This window comes from Desulfovibrio simplex, from assembly GCF_055387835.1.
In genome coordinates, this window is record NZ_AP042377.1 from 3191924 (window position 1) to 3209351 (window position 17428).

The window sequence follows — 17428 nt, forward strand, 5'->3', positions numbered from 1 at the left end:
TATGCCCCGTATAGCCCCACATGTCGGGGAGATACACGGACTGGGGCGACACCCCGGCCTTGAGAGACCCGATAGGGATCGGATGCCTGCATCGCAACGCGGTGGGGCTTCCGGCCGGATGCCGGGGTGAAGCAACGAGAGGAGAGCGGCGAGAAGGTTCCGAACGGGGGCCAGCGCCGCGTGTTGAGGCGGCCCATGTGGCTCGCCATCTGTGCAGGAGGGAAGATGCCGTTTTTGCTTTGCCACAATGGCCCACACAAGGCGGCTTGTCCTTTTACTTCATTTATACGCCCACGCCCCCCTGGGCGGGCAAGAGACGCACAAGGCTCTTCCCATGCCAAATCTGCACAGTTTTCTTCAGCGGCTTTTTCCCATTTGCCGAAGCATCACCGGCAACGGCGTTCGTCAGACGCTTTCCATACTCAAGGAAGAACTGCCGGGCCTGCAAATTCATGAAGTCCCGTCAGGCAGCCAGGTGTTCGACTGGACAGTGCCTGACGAATGGAACATCACCGGAGCACAGCTGACAGGCCCGGACGGTGAGGTCATCGCCGATTTTTCTCACAGCAATCTGCATGTGGTGGGCTATTCCGAGCCTGTGGATATCATGCTGTCCCTTGAAGACTTGCAGGAGCATCTCTACTCCCGGCCGGACCTGCCCGAAGCCATCCCCTACGTAACGTCCTATTACGCCCGGCGCTGGGGTTTCTGCCTTAAGCACAGCGTGCGCCAGAAGCTCAAACCGGGCATGTACCACGCGGTGATCAAATCCACGCTCGCCCCCGGTCACCTCACCTATGGCGAACTGGTGCTGCCGGGGCAGAGCGAGAAGGAAGTCTTTCTTTCCACCTATGTGTGCCACCCCTCCATGGCCAATAATGAGCTTTCCGGTCCCGTGGTGGCCACAGCCCTGGCCCGCTGGCTGCTGACAGCGCCGCGCCGTTATACGTACCGCGTTGTTTTTGTGCCCGAAACCATCGGGTCCATCACCTATCTCAGCAAAAACTATCAGCAGTTGCGCCAGCGGGTGGTGGCCGGTTTCAACCTGACCTGTCTTGGCGACGATCGCGCCTACTCCTATCTGCCGAGCCGCAAGGGCAACACCCTGGCAGACAAGGCGGCCCTGCATGTGCTGCAGCGCTTTGCCCCGGACTTTGCGCGTTACACCTATCATGACAGGGGCAGCGACGAGCGGCAGTACTGTTCGCCGGGCATTGATCTGCCCTTGTGCAGCGTCATGCGCACCAAGTACCATGTCTTTCCCGAGTACCACACGTCGCTGGACGACTGCTCGCTGGTCACGGAAAAAGGGCTTCAGGGCGGCTTTGAAATAATGCGTAAGGTTCTTGAAACAATTGAAGAAAATGTAACATACCAGTGCAGGGTTCTGTGCGAACCGCAACTGGGCAAGCGGGGGCTGTATCCCACGCTGAGCACCAGATATTCCTGTACCGAGCAGGTGGATCTCATGATGGACCTGCTGGCCTATGCCGACGGAAGTATGAGCTTGCTGGACGAAGCCGAAATCGTGGGCACGGATATTTTTCGGTGCAGCGCCGTCATGCGGCAGCTTGAGGAACAGGGCCTGGTAAGCCGGAAGACAGAAGACTGAGCCGGGATAGATGTACCGTAATATTACTTTGGAGTGCTTTGTGGGGGAGGAGACCCTTTTGCAAAAGGGTCTCCTCCCCCACGCCCCCACCCCCTAGAGCAGATTACCTTTGAAATGCTTAACATTTCAAAGTTTTCATTCAGCCAAAAAATGCGGTTTGCGGAGCCGTCAGCGGGTCTTTGCCGCTTACGGATGGCGACAGCGATTGTAAGGGACAAGCCGTGTCGTTACGCATGCTGTCTTCAAGCGTAGTTTCCTGCGTCACAACGCTTTAAGCCTGCGCCACAACGCTTGAAGCATCCGTAGCTTCCTTCGTCACAACGGCTAAAGCTCGGCTGAATCCACGCCACGTTGTGGCGCGCCGCACTTTCGTGCAGCGTTACTCTTGTTGCAGTTCTGCATGGCACAATGGATTTTCTGAGCTGAAGCCGGCGACCCAGATAAACGTTTATCTGCTTTAAAATCTGGCGGGCTTCTTATCGTAGTCTGAAAAACAGACGCCAGGGCGACCGTGACGTGACGGTGCCCCTGGCGTCTTCTTTTGCCGTGGCAGCCCGCGCACGGCTGTGCGTAAAAAAAAGGAACATTTGTGCGCAACTGCGATAACATGATAAAATAAAAAGGGTTATTTTGCACATAAGAGCAGGCTGACACTGCGCGTATCAGTGCGTAACGGCTTTGGCGCGCCAGCGTCGACGCGAGCGGGCACAAACAACAGAGGCGTTTACACCCCACGGCAGGCGGGCGCTCCCCAAAGCCAGAGCACGTCGCACGTGAAACCGTTCTGGCGTGGCTTGTGTCGTGTATGGACGTGCTGCGGTGCTGCGGCAGATGCCGTGAGGCGCCCGGACGTTCATGATAGAAAAGCCCCCGAAAGGGGGCTTTTCTATGTGCGGGGATTTTATGGAAAAATCAGGCAGTGAGTTTTTCCAGAGCATCACGGGCGATCTGGCTGACGCTTTTTTCATACACGATGTTGCCGTCAAAGAGTTCGCACTGTTCTTCGAGCCCGGCGTCAGCCAGGCGGCGCAGGGCGGGCACGTCCATGAGGTCCGGGGGCAACTGGCTCAGGGCCCAGGCGGCCATGCCCCGGCAGATGACATCCTGGTCTTCCAGCCCGTTAAGCAGCCATTTTCGCGCGCCAAGGCACAGTTCTGGCCGCTCCTGCGCCAGTCGGCCTATGCCCCAGTAACAGGAGCGCCGCAGGATGTCGTGGTCGCAAAAATTGTCGTCATGACCAAGGTCAATGACGTAGGAAATAAGAATGCGGTGAAAATCCTTGGCAAGGGGGGCGCTGGCGGCCAGAATTTCGGCAAAGGCGTTGGGGATGCCCCAGCCGATATTGCCGGATTCTTCATTGAGGTGCCACATGAGGCGGCGGATGATGTTTTTGGCGGCCTCGGGCTGGGTTTCGGCAAGCCGGGCCGTTACCTGTCCCAGGGCCACGGCGGCCCGGTGCATGGTTTGCGGGCCGAGTAAAAGAAAAGAAAACAGCGGGCCTACGTTCTCAAGGCCGCCCTGGGCTATTTCGTCAAGATGGCTGCGCCATTCCGGACTGTTGATGGTATCTTTCAGCTTGTGTTTGGCTGAGCGCATGCGGGCCATGATCCATATCCTCCAGAGGCTGTGTTCTGGCTCTTCATCCATACTTATGGTTTTTTACTCTCCTGGCAAGGCGACCCGTCACATTTCTTTTTTTCAGGTTCATGCGTAGCGGCGTTGCCTGCGCCTGCCTTGGTGGCGCTGCTTGTCGCTGAGAATATATATTCGCAAAGATTCAACCCCGCTCTTTCGCGTGCGTAACCGCGCTGATACACAGTTCATATGCCCTCATCGCGCGCTTCCACTCCCGCGGTCGCCTGAGAAATTTAACAATAAAATTATAAAACAGATATACTTTTAAATGATGTCTGGAAGGCGCTGTCTCTCGCGCCAGCGCCTCAGATCAGAAAATTCGTTGTACCAGAACAGATTAACTGTGAAATGCTTCACATTTCAAAGTTTTTATTCAGCCGAAAAATGCGATTTTCGGCCGAATCCACGCCACGTTGTGGCGCGCTGCACCTTCGTGCAGCGTTAGAGCATTTACACTTTTTCAAAGGTAAAATGCTCTATACCAAAACACAGTAAAAGTTTTAGGGGGTGGGGGCGTGGGGGAGGAGACCCTTTTGCAAAAGGGTCCCTCCCCCACAAGGCATTTCAATAAAGCATTTCAACATGAACGCTGGCTCAAATGCTGCAAAAAAACGTCACCCAGAACGGCACGCTGAAGTCCAGAACAAGGGCGTGCACAATGGATATGAACACCCACTGGTTTCCGGCGTAGCGAGTAATGACGGGCAGGGTTGTGTCGACGGTGGAAGCGCCGCCGCAGCTGATGGCCGCCGTGGGGCCCATAAAGCGCACCAGCAGCGGCGTGAAGAGCAGGGTGATGAGTTCGCGGAGGATATTGCTGATAAGGGCAATGGTTCCCAGTTCCGGCCCCTTGTATTGCGTGATGAAGATGGAAGAAAGCGAGTAGTAGGCAAATCCCGCGCCCACAGCCATGCATTCGGCAGCGCTGTATACGAGAAAAAGGCTGACAAGGGCCGTTCCGGCAAAAGTACCCACAGTGGTGGCCAGGGGGAGCAGCAGCACACGGGGCCGCAGGCTGCGCAGCATTTCGCCGAGCCGCCTGTCCGACCCCATTGAGATGCCCACAAGGATCATGAGCAGCCACAGCATGAAGAGCGTCATGTCGTGTTCAATGAAATAGTCGGGGATAAAGCCCACGCGGGCCAGCAGCAGGCCAGCGCCGAAAAAAAACAGGATGACGAGGCTGCCCGTCATGCCTGTGAACCCTCACGACTGGAAGAAGACGGCGCGCCCGCCTGGTTCCCGGCGTGAGGCCGTGGCGAGAGGGCATCGGGTTCCGGCGGTTGGCGAAAAAAGCGGCGGATGCAAAGCACGCAGGCAAGAGAGCCCGCAATGCCCCCCAGGGTGAGCACAACGGCAGCGCCGCCCAGTTTGGGCAGGGTCGCCATGAGGGCGCTGTTGCCGCCCACGGAAATGCCGAGGGCAAAGAGCAGCAGCATAATGGCCGGGGTGACGCAGCGCGTGAGCTTGGCGGCCAGCGGCCTGCCGCGCAGCAGAAGGCCCACGGCAATGCCCAGAAACATGAGGCCGATGGCGATAAACACAAAATCCTCCCAAGCCAAAAACAGTTTTGCGCAGCCCGCGCCGAAAAAAACGGCGAAGAACGGCGCGTGTTTTACAGGGGCTGGCGTACCCCGCGTGGCGTTCAAAAAAAAAGCAACAACACTTCGGGCTGGGTGCAGCGGCGGTACGGCTCCAGTTGATGCCCAAGACCTTCCTTCCCATGCGGCACGCCGCACTTTCGTGCGTTTTAGAGCAAGTTCATTTTGAAATTGCTCTTCTAAGGAAGCCCTGATTAACGAACCTCCTGGAAACGCGCAGTTATTTCGTTTGGCAAGGCGCGATCTTTTTTCAAGCAGGAGTGGACTCTTCCGTCCTCGACTGTTTCAAAAAAAGTGAAGCAACGCCGCCAAACGAAATAAATCAGCGTTTCCCTAAAAGTTTTAGGGGGAGGGGGCGTGGGGGAGGGACCCTTTTACAAAAGGGTCCCTCCCCCACAAAACCTCTCAAAGTATATTGCCCTAGCGGGCGACCTGCCGCAGGGCCTGCCGCAAAAAGGCCAGCATGGAGGCATAGCGCTGGTCTTCACGCTGCATATAGTCCACATCCCACAGTACCCACACCATGTGGCCCCTGTAGCGGGTCTGCTGGAGGGGCCGCAGGCCGGGGGGCAGGCCCAGCGCCTTTACGGCCGCGGAGCCCATAACCACCACGCCCCGTGCGCCGAGGCGCGAGGTTCCCGACCAGAAGGCGTCGGCGTGCGGCACAAGGCCTTCATCCATGCCGGGCGTGCGGTCTTCCGGCGCGGAGGGCATGCCGGCGGGCCAGAAGGTATGGGTGCCGGCAGGGTGCGCCAGATCCTGAAGCAGTTTTTGCAAAAAAGCCCTGCGCTCAAGGCGGCCTTCAGCCTGCGGGTCGCAGAGATCAAGACCGAGACTCCAGTAGGTCCACAGCACCAGACCGGGTCGTGTTTTTTCCATCTGCTGACGCCAGGGCGCGGGCCAGACGTGGGGCGGCAGGGGCTTCCACGGGTGGCCGGACGCAGCGTCTGCGCGCCCGCCGGATGCGGGCTGGGACGGCGCGGCCTGTGCCGCCGCGCGGTGTGCGCCATGCCCGTCCTGCCCGGCTGGGCCGGCAGGTAGGCGCGCTGGCCTGGAGCTTTGCCCCAATGGCCCCGGCCGGCCCGATGTTTCTGCTGGGCCTGATGCGCCTGTTGGGCCGGGCGTTGTCGCCTGTCGTGATGTCCCTGTTTGGCCGGAGAACGTGGCCGTTCCGCTCTGCCTGCCGCCATGGCCGTTCGCCGCGCTGCCCGCAGTCCCGCGCATGGGCGGCCGGGCCGTGGTTTCAGGCTGCGGCGGCGCAAAGGCGTCAAAGCCTTCGGGCATGAGCAGATTGGAGAGGCCCCGGCGTTGCCACAGGGCTGACAGGGGATTTACATACGCAAAAGCCACGAACACAACTCCCAGGCCACGTCGGCCTTGCTCTGGTTGGGCCAGATTTCTTCGCGCCCCTTGGCGTCCACCACGGCCATGCTGTTGGTGGGCGAGCCAAAGCCGCTGTCTGCGGCATTGACGAGGTTGCCAGCCAGGAGGTCGGCCTTTTTGCGGGCAAGCTTGGCGTGGGCCAGAGGCAGCAGGGCGTGCATGTCCGGCGCGGTTTCAGCGGCAAAGGCCAGAATTTTCTGTCCGGGCGCGCGCTGCTCCGCAAGGCTTTGCAAAATGTCGGGATTGGGCTGAAAGTCCAGGCTGAACCCCTGCGGAGCTTCGGATTTTTTGAATTTGCGCCCGCCCAGGGGCTTGGGCGAAAAGTCCGCCACCGCGGCGGTGAACATGCCCACATCCATCTGGGGCCAGAGGCTGGCGGCCACGGCAAACATGTCTCTGGCGCTGACAACGTCCCGCCGTGCCATACCCTGCGGCATGCGCGTGCGCACGCCGGGGCCGCATATGGCCGTGACCTCCGCGCCGCGCAGCCACGCGCAGACGGCCAGGGCCGCGCCCATGAGGCCGCTGGAGGGGTTGGACCAGAAGCGTACCCCGTCCCAGGCTTCGCGCGTGGGGCCAAGGGTGACCATAACGCGCCTGCCCGCCATATCCTGCGGGGACAGCGCCCGCAAGGCGGCAAGAAAAATGTCGTGCAGGGGGGCCAGCCTGCCTTCGCCCTCATCGCCGCAGGCGGTGCCGCCGCAGCCGGGGGCGACGACGCAGGCTCCCCGTTCGCGCAGCAGGGCCACATTGGCCTGCGTGGCGGGGTTGGCCCACATGCGCGGATTCATGGCCGGAGCGACGACAAGAGGACCGTCAAAGGCCAGTGCCTGCGCGGCCAGCATGTCGTCGGCGGCGCCGTGGGCAAGGCGGAAGAGCGCGTTGGCCGAGGCCGGGGCCACCACCATGACGTGGGCGTGCTGCCCCGGTTCAAGATGGGCGAAAATTTCCTGCCCCGGGGTGAACATGTCTTCATAGACAGGCGTCGCGCCCAGGGATTCAAAAAGCATGGGCGTCACAAAATGCCGCGCTCCGGGAGAGAGCGTGGCCGAGACATGGATGCCCATGCCGCGCCAGGCCCGGAGAAGATCCGCAGCCCGGTAGCAGGCCACGGAGCCGCACACGCCGAGATGCAGGCGCTTTTGCGCAAAGCGTGTGCTGTGATCAAAGGGCGTTTTCAGGCCGCTTTTCTGGTCGATCATAAATTTCGCTCCTGTATGCCGCCGCTGCTGCTGCCGCTGCTGCCGCCACTGCCGTATGTACCGCCGCTACGGCCAGTCTGCCCGCCCTGGGGGGCGGTGTTCATGCCGCCGGCATCGCTCGAGCCGCCAAGGCCGCCGGACCCGCCGGAGCTTGAGCTTGCGCCTGCGGCGTCCTGCATGGGCAGGGGCGCGCCGTCGGGCAGGCGGTCGGCCACCCAGATATTCAGAACAGTCAGCAAGGTCTGGCTGTCAAAGGTCAGCACAGCCATGGCAGCGCCACGGTCATACACATAGACGGCGCGCGCCCCCTTGCGCAGGGCCACGCGCAACTGCCAGCCCTGGCTTTGCAGGCCGGAGTACATGACCTGCGCCGCAAATCCCGTGTCCACCTTGCCGCGCAGCACTTCCAGCCCCTGGCGCCCGCCGCCGGGGCCAAAGTCCTGAAAGCCGTGCGAGCCGAAGCGCTGCATGCCTGCGGGCGTGGGCACGCCGAGCAGCAGGCTTGTGGTGGTGTCTGTGCCGCCAGTCAGCGGGTCGTTGGAAAAAGGATTTTCCAGCCCTATGGAGGCGCAGCCCGGCAGAGTTGCGAGAAGTGCCAGTAACGTAATGATGACAAGAGGCCGCCGCATGGCTATACTCCTTCCCTCCCATCGTAACGCCGAGGGGGGCAATCAAGTCACCCTAGCCTCAACGCCCCGCGCTGACAAGAGCGGCAGCGGCGCAACTGGCGGGAACATATAACCAAGGCTCGGAAGCCATGCACATTGAGGAAGCGGATTTTTTACTGGAAAATTATAATTTCGACCTGCCGCAGGAACAGATCGCCCAGTTCCCCCCTGAAGAACGGGGCAGTTCGCGGCTGCTCGCCATGTCGCGCACAGGCGCGCTTGACCTGCGCCATGAAAAGTTCAGTGACCTGCCGGACTGTCTGCCCGAAGGGGCATTGTTGATAGCCAACAATTCCCGTGTATTGCAGGCGCGCCTTCTGGGTACGCGCTCCACGGGCGGCAAGGTGGAATTTTTGCTGCTCACGCCCCTGCCCCTGGTGGTCGAGCGGGCCAAGGCCGACAAAAGCGGCGGCTTTTTTGCAGAAGCAGAGGGGCTTGTGCGTTCGGGCGGCAGTGTCCGCGAAGGGGAGTCCTTTGATTTTGGCGCCGGTATCCGCGTGACCGTGCTGGAATCCGGCCCCTTCGGGCAGCGCCGCGTGCGCCTGGGCTGGAAGGGCGATCTGGCCGCGGCTTTTGCGGCCACGGGACACATTCCCCTGCCGCCTTACATCAAACGCCCTGACGGAGAAGAAGACCTGAGCCGCTACCAGACCGTCTATGCCCGGCAGGACAAGACCGGGTCGGTAGCCGCGCCCACGGCGGGCCTGCATTTTACGCCGCCGTTGCGCGAAAGGCTGGCGGAAAAGGGGATTCAGTGGGCAGAGGTGACCCTGTACGTGGGGTATGGCACCTTCAGCCCTGTGCGGACCCCCGACATCCGCAGCCACCGCATGCACCGGGAATATGTTGAAATTCCTGAATCTACGGTTCTGGCCATTGCAGAGGCGCGCGCGCAGAAAAGGCCCGTCATCGCCGTGGGCACAACCAGCCTGCGCGCCCTTGAGGGCGTTGCGGAACTGTGCGGCCGGGTGCAGGCCTATACGGGCTGGACGGATATTTTTCTTTACCCCGGCAGGCCCTTCCGCGTGGTTGAAGGTCTTGTGACCAACTTCCATCTGCCGGAATCCTCACTGCTGATGCTGGTCGCAGCCTTTGCGGGGCGCAAGCGCATGCTGGACGCCTATGCCGAGGCTATTGCCAAAGGGTACAGATTTTTTTCATATGGGGATGCCATGCTGATCCGCTGACGCCCTTTGCCGCTGGCCGTCAGTTTTTCCGGCAAGCCGGAACAAGGGCGGGCTGCGGCATGGTCTGCCGCGCGGGGTGGTCCCGATGCGGCATGACCTGGCACAGACGAGGCTTTGACGGCAAAGCCTCCCGGAACGGGCCTGTCGCAAGACTGCTCTTTCCCATCCCCCCGGCGGGCAAGGCGCCTCAAGGAGCATACATGTCACGAGTCGTTTTTCTGGAAGAACGCTGCAAGGGCTGCCGCCTGTGCGTGGAGGCCTGTCCTGTGCATATTTTACGGCCATCGGGCCGTTTTAACCGTCATGGGTACGAGGTTATGGAGATGGACGGGCAGTGCACCGGCTGCGCCTCCTGCGCCCTGATGTGCCCTGATTTGGCCATTCGTGTGTTCAAAAGCGAAAAAAAGAAAGGGGGCGAGGCATGAGTCAGGGCCAAAACTCCTCTGAACGTATTCTCATAAAAGGCAACGAAGCCGTGGCCTTTGGCGCTGTGGACGCGGGCTGCCGCTGCTATTTCGGGTATCCCATCACGCCGCAGAATGAAATCCCGGAAGTGCTTTCCTCGCTGCTGCCGGAGAACGGCGGCCAGTTTGTGCAGGCCGAAAGCGAAGTGGCGGCGGTCAATATGCTGCTGGGCGCCGCGGCCTGCGGCATTCCGGCGCTCACGTCTTCATCGAGCTGCGGCATATCCCTCATGCAGGAAGGCATTTCCTACATGGCGGGCAGCCATATTCCTGGCGTCATGGTCAACATGCAGCGCGGCGGGCCGGGTCTTGGCGACATAGGCCCCTCCCAGGGCGACTATTTCCAGGCCGTCAAGGGCGGCGGTCACGGCGACCACCGCAACCTGACGCTGGCTCCGGCCACGGCCCAGGAATGCTATGACTTCATGTTTCGCGCCTTTGCCCTGGCCTACAAGTACGCCAACCCGGTCATGGTGCTTGGCGACGCCATTGTGGGCCAGATAAAGGAACCGGTGCGGCGTGTGCCGCCCGCTGACGCGGTGTCGCCCGAAGCGCTGGCGGCCATGAGCAGGGACTGGAGGCTTGAAGGATACGGCAAGCGGGGCGCGGACGCCTCGCCGCGCCTGCTCAAGTCCGTGTATCTTGCTGAGGGCGCGCTGGCCGAGCGCAACCGTATGCTTATGAAAAAGTACGAAGACATGAAGGCCGAGTGCGCGTGGGAATGCGTGGACGTTGACGACGCCGAGCTTGTGGTGGTGGCCTTTGGCTCCATTGCCCGCATAGCCCGCAGCGCCATACGCCAGTTGCGGGCCGAGGGCCACAAGGTCGGCCTGTTCCGCCCCGTCACGCTCTTTCCTTTCCCGGATGAGGCCCTGCGCGCTCTCGCGCCCGGACGCCGTTTTCTGGTTATGGAACAGAATACGGGGCAGATGGTGGAAGACGTCCGGCTGGCCCTTTTTGCCCAGCCCGGCGTAAGCGCGTCTTCCGTGCTCTGGCACGGCATCATGCCCGGCCTCTTCATCGGTGCTGACGCCCTGCGTGAACCCATGCTACAGGCCCTCAAGGAGAAATAGCCATGTCAGCTCAGCAAATGGACGCCCAATGGCTGCCGCAAGAGGGCGAAACCCTGGTTTTTGATGTGAACCCCGTGCTCAACGAGCGCCAGACCCACTACTGCCCCGGCTGCCACCACGGCATAGCCCACAGGCTGGTGAGCGAGGTGCTGCACGAACTGGGCGTGGCGGACCGCACCATACTTGTGGCTGCGGTGGGCTGCGCCACCTTTACCTATGACTACTTCAACGTGGACGGTCTTGAAGCCCCGCACGGACGCGCCTGCGCCGTGGCAACGGGCGTGCGCCGCGCCAGGCCGGAATCCGTGGTCTTCACCTATCAGGGCGACGGCGACATGGCCGCCATCGGCATGGCCGAATCCCTGCACGCGGCCAACCGCGGCGAAAAGATCACCACCGTCTTCATCAACAATACGGTGTACGGCATGACGGGCGGCCAGATGGCCCCCACCACCCTGCTGGGGCAGAAAACCACCACCACGCGCCAGGGCCGCAGCCTTGGCAATGAGGGAGGCCCCATCCGTATGGCCGAAATCATGGCCCAGCTGGACGGCGTGGCCTATGCCGCGCGCTGTTCGCTGGATTCCGTCAAAAACGTGCGCGCGGCGAAAAAGGCCGTGCGCAAGGCCTTTGACGTCCAGTTGCAGGGGCTCGGCTTCGGTTTTGTGGAGTTGCTTTCCGGCTGCCCCACCAACTGGCATATGGACCCCATAGCCGCCAACAAGCGCATTTCCGAGGTCATGATTCCCGTGTTTCCCCTGGGCGTGTACAAGGATGTAACCGTGCCCGCAGAAGGCGCGACGGGGCATACAGCCGGGGAGGCAGGCCGTGAGTAGTTATCAGGACGTCATTATAGCCGGGTTCGGCGGCCAGGGGGTCATGCTGATAGGCAACCTTCTGGCACAGGCGGGTATGGAGCACGGCCTTGAGGTGAGCTTCATCCCCGTATACGGCGCGGAAATGCGCGGCGGCACGGCCAACTGCACGGTGGTTATGGACGAACACGCCATCGGTTCACCGCTGGTGCGTGAGCCCTTGTCCACCATCATCCTCAACGAACCCTCGCTGACCAAGTTCCAGCCGCGTCTGCACAAGGACGGGGTGCAGGTGGTCAACGCCTCCCTGGTGGGCAAGGAGCTTCTGGACGCCTCCCTGCGCACTGTCTATATCCCGGTCAACGACATGGCTCATGAACTGGGCAGTGTGAAGATGGCCAACATGGTGGCTCTCGGCGCGTGGCTCAAGGCTACGGGAGCGCTGCCGCTCGCCGAAGTGCAGGAAACGATCAAACGGGTGACAAGCGCCCATTACGCCAAGCTTATTCCGGCCAACATGAAGGCTCTGGAAGCTGGCTACGCCTTTGCCTGACCATTTCGCTTTCTGAAGCGTGGGCGGGCATGTCCCGGTCGTGTACCAGGCAGTACCAGGTGCGACCATGCGCACGATAGACGCATAAAGGACGCACAGCAGGCGCGTAACAGACTGATACACAACAAAATCCCCGTGGATTTCCACGGGGATTTTTTGTTGGCGCGCGGCAGGGCGCCAGCGGGTTTTACCGTCAAACCACTCAGAAGCGGATAAATTTAACATGGCGTGATGCCTGGAAAAGCGCTGTTTCCGGCCTCCTTAGAGCAATTTAATTTTTAAATTGCTCTGAAGGCTGCGTGAGCAGACGTTCGCTACGGAGGCGTCAGCGCAGTTTATCTGCGCGGTTAAACGCCGAAGTGAGCGTGCCTTAAACTTTGAGAATGTATATTCTCAAAGGTAATCTGCTCTAAGATTAGAAAGCCCTTTGCCCACACTAAAATACAGTAAGAGTTTTAGGGGGTGGGGGTGTGGGGGAGGGACCCTTTTGCAAAAGGGTCCCTCCCCCACAAAGCATTCATTGCCGCGCGGCCTTGTGGCAAAGTTCGTAAAAACCTTCGGCCAGGGTGGGGTGGGCGTGAATGGTGCGCGCCACATCGTCTGCCGTAGCTCCCATGCGGATGGCCAGGGCAGCCTCGGCCACAAGGTCAGTGGCGTGCGGGCCGCAAAGGTGCGCGCCAAGAATGGTATTGTCCCCGGCATGCGCCACCAGCTTGAACACGCCGGCGATTTCGCCCATGGCGTGGGCCTTGCCCAGTTCCCTGACCTGCATCATTGTGCAGCGCACAGGCAGGCCGCAAGCCACGGCCTGCTCTTCTGAAAGACCCACGCAGCCGATTTCCGGCGTGGTGAAGATGGCCGAGGGCACGACGCTGTAATCGCAGGGCGCGGGCGCATCCAGATGCGCCACCACATGTTCGGCTTCGGCCGAGGCCATATGGGCCAGCATGATTTTCTCGGGCCCGAGAACGTCGCCAATGGCGTATACGCCGGGCAGGGACGTTTGCAGGCAGTCGTCCACCTTGATCCAGCCTCTTGGCGTCACGGCGATGCCCGCTTCCGCAAGGCCGAGTCCTCCGGTTCTTGGCTCACGACCCACGGTAACAAAGACCGACTCCGCTTCCAGCACGCCCGCGTGAGCCTGACCGGCATCCTGAGGCCGTGCGGAAGCTGTGACAAGCTTTACGCAGTCGCGCTCCGTCACGGCGGAACTGACGGTCTTGCCGAGTTCAACGCGGATGCCCGCTTTTTTCATTTCCCGCAGCAGCAGTTTGCTCATTTCCGCATCAACCGAGGGAATGGGCAGCAGGCGGTTCTGGCCTTCGATAACGGTGACGGCCGCGCCGAAGGATCTGAAGATGCAGGCCATCTCGCAACCGATGACGCCGCCGCCGACAATAATGACCGAGGGGGGCATGTGGTCCAGCCGCAGCACGTCATCGCTGTCGAGAATGCGCTTATGGTCAGTGGGCAATGAGGGCAGGTTCAGGGGGCGGGAACCTGTGGCGATGATGACGTTGTCGCCCGCCACAGGCATGGAGCATTCCTGCGTTGTCACCACAACTTCCCGGCGGCTTGCCACCCTGCCCCTGCCCCGCAGCAGCGTGATGCCAAGGCTGGCGCAGGTTTTTTCCAGCCCTGTCGCCAGCAGGTTGATGACGCTGTTCTTGCGTGCGAGCAGGGCTGGCATGTCAATGGCGGCTTTGGTGCAGCCGGTGATGGCGAGCCCGTCCGCGTGGCGGATTTTTTCCAGCGTGTCTGCCGAACTTTTGAAGGTCTTGGTGGGAATGCAGCCGGTGTGCAGGCAGGTGCCTCCGACGGCCGCGCTTTCCACAAGGGTTACGCTGTGCCCGGCTCTGGCTGCCGCGAATGCCGCCGTGTATCCGCCGGGGCCGCTGCCGATGATGGTCAGTTTTCGCATTTTTTTACCTCGTGCTGCGCGTGATGTTGGCCCGGACAGGACTACGCCTGCGATTCCAGGAGCGCCCGGTATTCTTCGGCGGTGAGCAGAGCTGTTGCCGAACGGGGTTCTGTCCTGCGCAGGCGCACAATCCAGCCCTGCCTGTAACAGTCGCTGTTGACAAGCCCTGGCCGGCTTTCAAGGCTGGTATTTATGGCCGTAACCTCGCCTGCAACAGGAGCGAACAGGGCATTGACGGACTTCATAGATTCCACGGAGCCGAATTCTTTTCCCGCTTCAAGCGGATCACCCACAGCAGGCATGTCAACATAGACCACTTCTTCCAGCTGGGCCTGAGCATAGTCTGAAATTCCGATGGTGAAGCCGTCTTCGTCTTCAAGCAGCCAGATGTGCTCACTGGTATATGTGCGATCCTCGGGCAGGGTGTGGTCAGCCATGTTTTCTCCTTATGGTTGCCGGTGTGAAAAGCCGCCGCGCTTCCTGTTGCAAGAGGCGCGGCGGCGGGTCCGGAAAGACGGAAGCCTGCATCACGGCGGATTTGATGCGGCAGGGGTTTGGCTGCCGCCTGACGGGAGTCCGCCCGGCGTGGCGTCACCGTCTTTTCGGGGTAGCGGCCCCGGACGGGTTAACCCTCGGCCGTATCGTCAGCCTGTTCTCCGGACAGAGGATAGGTGTGGCGCTGGCCGTTAAGAACGAAGCTGTAATTGATCTTGCTGCACGCCTTGAGCATGTTGGCCACGGAGCAGTATTTCACAGCGCCAAGTTCAAAAGCGCGCACAAACCTGTCCAGGCTGATGCTCTGGCCTTCAACGGTATACTCCACGTTGATTTCGGTGAATATCTGGGGCACTTCCTCGCGGCGAACGGCGTCGGCGGCTATGCTGAAGGCTGTATACTCAAGGCGCATCTTGTTCATGGCGTGGCCTACTTCGATCCCCGTGCAGCCGGCCAGGGAAATAAGCAGCATTTCCATTGGCCGCACGCCCTGATTGTTGCCGCCGTAAATGGCTGAAGCGTCCATGACCAGGCTGTGCCCGTCGGAATCCTTTCCCTCAAAAATCATGTTTCCTTTCCATTCCACGTGAATCTTGGGCATGATGTGAAATCCTTATATCGTAGTGGTTTTTTGGCGTTCTGTGCTGAAGATAAGGGCGACCCAGGCGCAGAGGACGGTCAGGAAGGCCGTCATGCCCCAAAGGCCTGTCTGGTAAAACCACGTGCCAGCCGCCGCGAGGGCCGCGCCCAGTATGATGGCAAGCGCCACGGCCGCATTGCGCAAAACCTTGAGCCCGCCGGAGGGGCTTATGAAGCTCCATCCCTTTTCCGCCAGGGAAACTATGCACATGCCGATGATGTTGGCCGCCATGGCTACCCATACAGGATGGATCTTGAGGTAAAAGCTGCTGACGGCCCATCCGCCGAGCCAGTTCCAGACAAGACCCGCGCCGCAGCCCGCGATAAGGGCCGTCAGAGCGCCGCGCGGCGTGGCCACGCTCCAGAAGAGGGCCGCCACCATCGGGGCGAAGGTTGCGCCGTTGCGGGCTGTCCAGGCGAAGATGTTCCACCATGCCGCCTGCTCCGAGCGCAGATAGCCGAACAGGATCATGAGGCAGGTGAGGGCCAGCAGTGAAAGGCGGGTAAGTTTGACGAGTCTGGCGTCACTGGCGTCGGGCCAGATGGCCGAGCCCACGTCGCGGCCAAGGCTGGTTGCGCCGGAGAACTGGCAGGGAGCGCCCCAGCCAAGGGCGCAGGCCCATATGCCCAGGGTAAACAGGCCGACCATGGGCGCCGGCAGGGTTTCCATAAGATATTTGGGCACGGCAACCAGGCCGCGCGCGTTGCCGGGCATGGCAATGGCCGCCGCCGCGCCCACAAGCACGCCCATGGCAATGAAGATGACGTTGAATCCGCTGGCGATGAGCAGACCCTTGCGGCCCTCGTCAGCGGTTTTGCACGAAAGGGCCATCTGAAAAGCGGCCTGGGCCAGCAGCACGTTAATAAGAAAGGTGCCGAACCATGCCAGGATGGTTTGCAGGCCAACACTGGTAAGATTGCCGTATTTGGCGTCCCTGGTCAGCAGGTCGGCCACCGCGCCAAAACCGGGATTGACCGCGATGGCATAGATGGCGACCGCGAACATGATCATGAAAACAAAGAAGTTGGCGGTCTGCGTCATGGCCACCGACCACATGCCGCCCGCACTGAGAAAGACGTACATGAGCGCGGCCGTGAGCACCACGGAGAGCAGCATGTCCATGCCGGTGATGGCGTTGATGCATGAGGCGAACGCCAGAGCCGTGGCCACTGACCACATGGGAAAGGTGATGGCCGTAATGCCCCCGGCAATGCCCTTGGCGGCCCTGCCGTACTTGTCGCCGATGAGTCCGGAAATCGTGACCATCATGCGCTTGCGGAAGGGGCCGATAAGCACCAGGGCGATGATCAGCACATGGGTCAGTTCTGCCACGCCGTACCACAGGGCTGAAATGCCCGTGAGGTAGGAAAGCTCGAGAATGGCTATATAGGTGGAACCGGAAAACAGGCCCGTGATGCAGAAGGCCACGGTCCAGCGGCTGAACTTTCGCCCGCCCACAAAAAAATCTTCACCCGCCCGCGCCTTTTTTCTGGCTATCTGGCTCATGACAATGAGCAGGAGCGTATAGGCCAGGGCAAGCCCAAACATCCAAATGGCCGAAGATGACATGATTACTCCTCATATTTTTCAAGAGCGTTTCTGTTTTTACCGTGGGCATTTCGCTGAAATGCCCTGGCAGTGCGTCATGAAGTGCGCCCGCCCGTAACATCGGCGCGAACAGGGTTTGCGTGCTGCTGGACCAGATTCATTTTGCCGAAAATGCGATTTGCGGCAGAATCCACGCCACGTTGTGGCGCGCTGCACTCTCGTGCAGCGTTGGAGCATTTAACCGTTTCAAGGTTGAAATACTCCAAAAAGCAACCGTCAAGCGAAGGCTGCCCGAAGGGGCCATGGCCGTTCACGTCCGGTTTTCGGCAGCGGCGCCTCTTCGCGTTCCCGGCCACGACTGCCCGGCATGTTGCCCCATGCCGGGCAGTGTTGTGAGACAGCACGTCCTTTACGGCGTGTAACCACGCAAATAAGCAGTTATGCCGTCTTCACCGCGGGGGCTGCTCACGCAGCCGCCTGAGCATTTCAAGTTGAAAATGCTCCAAGCCCTCTCGACTCCCTCCAGAGCAGAACTCCGTTGCCGCTGACGGCAGTGGAGCGCTCTGGCGCTCCTCGCGGGTATACCGGTAAGGATGCACCCCTGTAGCAAACATTGTTCCAAAAAGTTTTT

The 17428-nt window shown here is 60.8% G+C and carries 17 protein-coding genes; 6 read left to right on the forward strand and 11 right to left on the reverse strand.

Translation table 11 applies throughout. The annotated features are described in order from the left end of the window. Positions 1-334 precede the first annotated feature (334 nt). Positions 335-1612, forward strand: coding sequence for a DUF4910 domain-containing protein (locus tag ACZ5DH_RS12995; RefSeq protein WP_464254674.1), 1278 nt, complete (start codon positions 335-337; stop codon positions 1610-1612). Between the two features lie 139 nt (positions 1613-1751). Here ACZ5DH_RS12995 and ACZ5DH_RS13000 read toward each other — a convergent pair whose 3' ends face one another. From ACZ5DH_RS13000 to ACZ5DH_RS13030, 7 genes are all read right to left on the reverse strand, one after another. Continuing rightward, positions 1752-1877, reverse strand: a complete 126-nt coding sequence (locus ACZ5DH_RS13000) for a hypothetical protein (protein ID WP_464254675.1) — start codon at positions 1875-1877, stop codon at positions 1752-1754. 647 nt (positions 1878-2524) lie between these two features. Continuing rightward, positions 2525-3217, reverse strand: coding sequence for a DVU0298 family protein (locus ACZ5DH_RS13005; protein WP_464254676.1), 693 nt, complete (start codon positions 3215-3217; stop codon positions 2525-2527). 624 nt (positions 3218-3841) lie between these two features. Continuing rightward, positions 3842-4441 (reverse strand): LysO family transporter, encoded by a 600-nt coding sequence (locus tag ACZ5DH_RS13010; protein ID WP_464254677.1) that lies wholly within the window; start codon positions 4439-4441, stop codon positions 3842-3844. Beyond that, positions 4438-4791 (reverse strand): LysO family transporter, encoded by a 354-nt coding sequence (locus ACZ5DH_RS13015; protein ID WP_464254678.1) that lies wholly within the window; start codon positions 4789-4791, stop codon positions 4438-4440. Before ACZ5DH_RS13015 ends, ACZ5DH_RS13010 begins: the two co-directional genes overlap by 4 nt. Before the next feature lie 477 nt (positions 4792-5268). Further along, complete coding sequence (locus tag ACZ5DH_RS13020) at positions 5269-6198, reverse strand: hypothetical protein (protein ID WP_464254679.1); 930 nt, start codon at positions 6196-6198, stop codon at positions 5269-5271. Next, a complete protein-coding gene (coaBC, locus tag ACZ5DH_RS13025) occupies positions 6180-7433 on the reverse strand; it encodes a bifunctional phosphopantothenoylcysteine decarboxylase/phosphopantothenate--cysteine ligase CoaBC (protein WP_464254680.1) in 1254 nt (417 codons plus the stop codon). Before coaBC ends, ACZ5DH_RS13020 begins: the two co-directional genes overlap by 19 nt. Further along, entirely contained in the window at positions 7430-8062 is a 633-nt protein-coding gene (locus ACZ5DH_RS13030) for a hypothetical protein (RefSeq protein WP_464254681.1), read from the reverse strand. Before ACZ5DH_RS13030 ends, coaBC begins: the two co-directional genes overlap by 4 nt. Positions 8063-8190: 128 nt before the next feature. Between ACZ5DH_RS13030 and queA the strand changes: the two genes are divergently transcribed. The 5 genes from queA to ACZ5DH_RS13055 all read left to right on the forward strand — a co-directional run bounded on the left by queA (position 8191) and on the right by ACZ5DH_RS13055 (position 12193). Further along, on the forward strand, positions 8191-9288 hold the full coding sequence (gene queA, locus ACZ5DH_RS13035; protein WP_464254682.1) for a tRNA preQ1(34) S-adenosylmethionine ribosyltransferase-isomerase QueA: 1098 nt from the start codon (positions 8191-8193) through the stop codon (positions 9286-9288). A 200-nt stretch (positions 9289-9488) separates the two neighbouring features. Continuing rightward, entirely contained in the window at positions 9489-9713 is a 225-nt protein-coding gene (locus ACZ5DH_RS13040) for an indolepyruvate ferredoxin oxidoreductase subunit alpha (RefSeq protein ID WP_464254683.1), read from the forward strand. Beyond that, positions 9710-10825 carry a 3-methyl-2-oxobutanoate dehydrogenase subunit VorB gene (gene vorB, locus ACZ5DH_RS13045; RefSeq protein WP_464254684.1) on the forward strand — a complete coding sequence of 372 codons (1116 nt, stop codon included), beginning with the start codon at positions 9710-9712 and terminating at the stop codon, positions 10823-10825. Before ACZ5DH_RS13040 ends, vorB begins: the two co-directional genes overlap by 4 nt. A 2-nt stretch (positions 10826-10827) precedes the next feature. Next, positions 10828-11661 carry a thiamine pyrophosphate-dependent enzyme gene (locus ACZ5DH_RS13050; RefSeq protein ID WP_464254685.1) on the forward strand — a complete coding sequence of 278 codons (834 nt, stop codon included), beginning with the start codon at positions 10828-10830 and terminating at the stop codon, positions 11659-11661. Then, entirely contained in the window at positions 11654-12193 is a 540-nt protein-coding gene (locus ACZ5DH_RS13055) for a 2-oxoacid:acceptor oxidoreductase family protein (RefSeq protein ID WP_464254686.1), read from the forward strand. Before ACZ5DH_RS13050 ends, ACZ5DH_RS13055 begins: the two co-directional genes overlap by 8 nt. 517 nt (positions 12194-12710) lie before the next feature. Here the strand turns inward: ACZ5DH_RS13055 and lpdA are convergent. The 4 genes from lpdA to ACZ5DH_RS13075 all read right to left on the reverse strand — a co-directional run bounded on the left by lpdA (position 12711) and on the right by ACZ5DH_RS13075 (position 16818). Continuing rightward, positions 12711-14114, reverse strand: a complete 1404-nt coding sequence (lpdA, locus tag ACZ5DH_RS13060; RefSeq protein WP_464254687.1) for a dihydrolipoyl dehydrogenase — start codon at positions 14112-14114, stop codon at positions 12711-12713. Between the two features lie 41 nt (positions 14115-14155). After that, on the reverse strand, positions 14156-14551 hold the full coding sequence (gene gcvH / locus ACZ5DH_RS13065; RefSeq protein WP_464254688.1) for a glycine cleavage system protein GcvH: 396 nt from the start codon (positions 14549-14551) through the stop codon (positions 14156-14158). 188 nt (positions 14552-14739) lie between these two features. Continuing rightward, positions 14740-15210: an OsmC family protein gene (locus ACZ5DH_RS13070; protein ID WP_464254689.1), complete on the reverse strand. Its 471-nt coding sequence runs from the start codon at positions 15208-15210 to the stop codon at positions 14740-14742. Positions 15211-15222: 12 nt separating this feature from the next. Further along, the gene (locus tag ACZ5DH_RS13075) at positions 15223-16818 is read right to left on the reverse strand and encodes a sodium:solute symporter family protein (RefSeq protein ID WP_464254690.1); all 1596 of its coding nucleotides are present in this window, start codon (positions 16816-16818) and stop codon (positions 15223-15225) included. Between the last annotated feature and the right edge of the window lie 610 nt (positions 16819-17428).

Excerpts from the sequence above, each read along its gene's own strand:
- ACZ5DH_RS13070 (WP_464254689.1), bottom strand. The coding sequence starts at position 15,210 with ATGCCCAAGATTCACGTGGAATGGAAAGGAAACATGATTTTTGAGGGA.
- ACZ5DH_RS12995 (WP_464254674.1), top strand. The coding sequence starts at position 335 with ATGCCAAATCTGCACAGTTTTCTTCAGCGGCTTTTTCCCATTTGCCGA.
- vorB (WP_464254684.1), top strand. The coding sequence starts at position 9,710 with ATGAGTCAGGGCCAAAACTCCTCTGAACGTATTCTCATAAAAGGCAAC.
- ACZ5DH_RS13050 (WP_464254685.1), top strand. The coding sequence starts at position 10,828 with ATGTCAGCTCAGCAAATGGACGCCCAATGGCTGCCGCAAGAGGGCGAA.
- lpdA (WP_464254687.1), bottom strand. The coding sequence starts at position 14,114 with ATGCGAAAACTGACCATCATCGGCAGCGGCCCCGGCGGATACACGGCG.
- ACZ5DH_RS13030 (WP_464254681.1), bottom strand. The coding sequence starts at position 8,062 with ATGCGGCGGCCTCTTGTCATCATTACGTTACTGGCACTTCTCGCAACT.
- ACZ5DH_RS13005 (WP_464254676.1), bottom strand. The coding sequence starts at position 3,217 with ATGGCCCGCATGCGCTCAGCCAAACACAAGCTGAAAGATACCATCAAC.
- ACZ5DH_RS13040 (WP_464254683.1), top strand. The coding sequence starts at position 9,489 with ATGTCACGAGTCGTTTTTCTGGAAGAACGCTGCAAGGGCTGCCGCCTG.
- queA (WP_464254682.1), top strand. The coding sequence starts at position 8,191 with ATGCACATTGAGGAAGCGGATTTTTTACTGGAAAATTATAATTTCGAC.
- gcvH (WP_464254688.1), bottom strand. The coding sequence starts at position 14,551 with ATGGCTGACCACACCCTGCCCGAGGATCGCACATATACCAGTGAGCAC.
- ACZ5DH_RS13010 (WP_464254677.1), bottom strand. The coding sequence starts at position 4,441 with ATGACGGGCAGCCTCGTCATCCTGTTTTTTTTCGGCGCTGGCCTGCTG.
- coaBC (WP_464254680.1), bottom strand. The coding sequence starts at position 7,433 with ATGATCGACCAGAAAAGCGGCCTGAAAACGCCCTTTGATCACAGCACA.
- ACZ5DH_RS13075 (WP_464254690.1), bottom strand. The coding sequence starts at position 16,818 with ATGTCATCTTCGGCCATTTGGATGTTTGGGCTTGCCCTGGCCTATACG.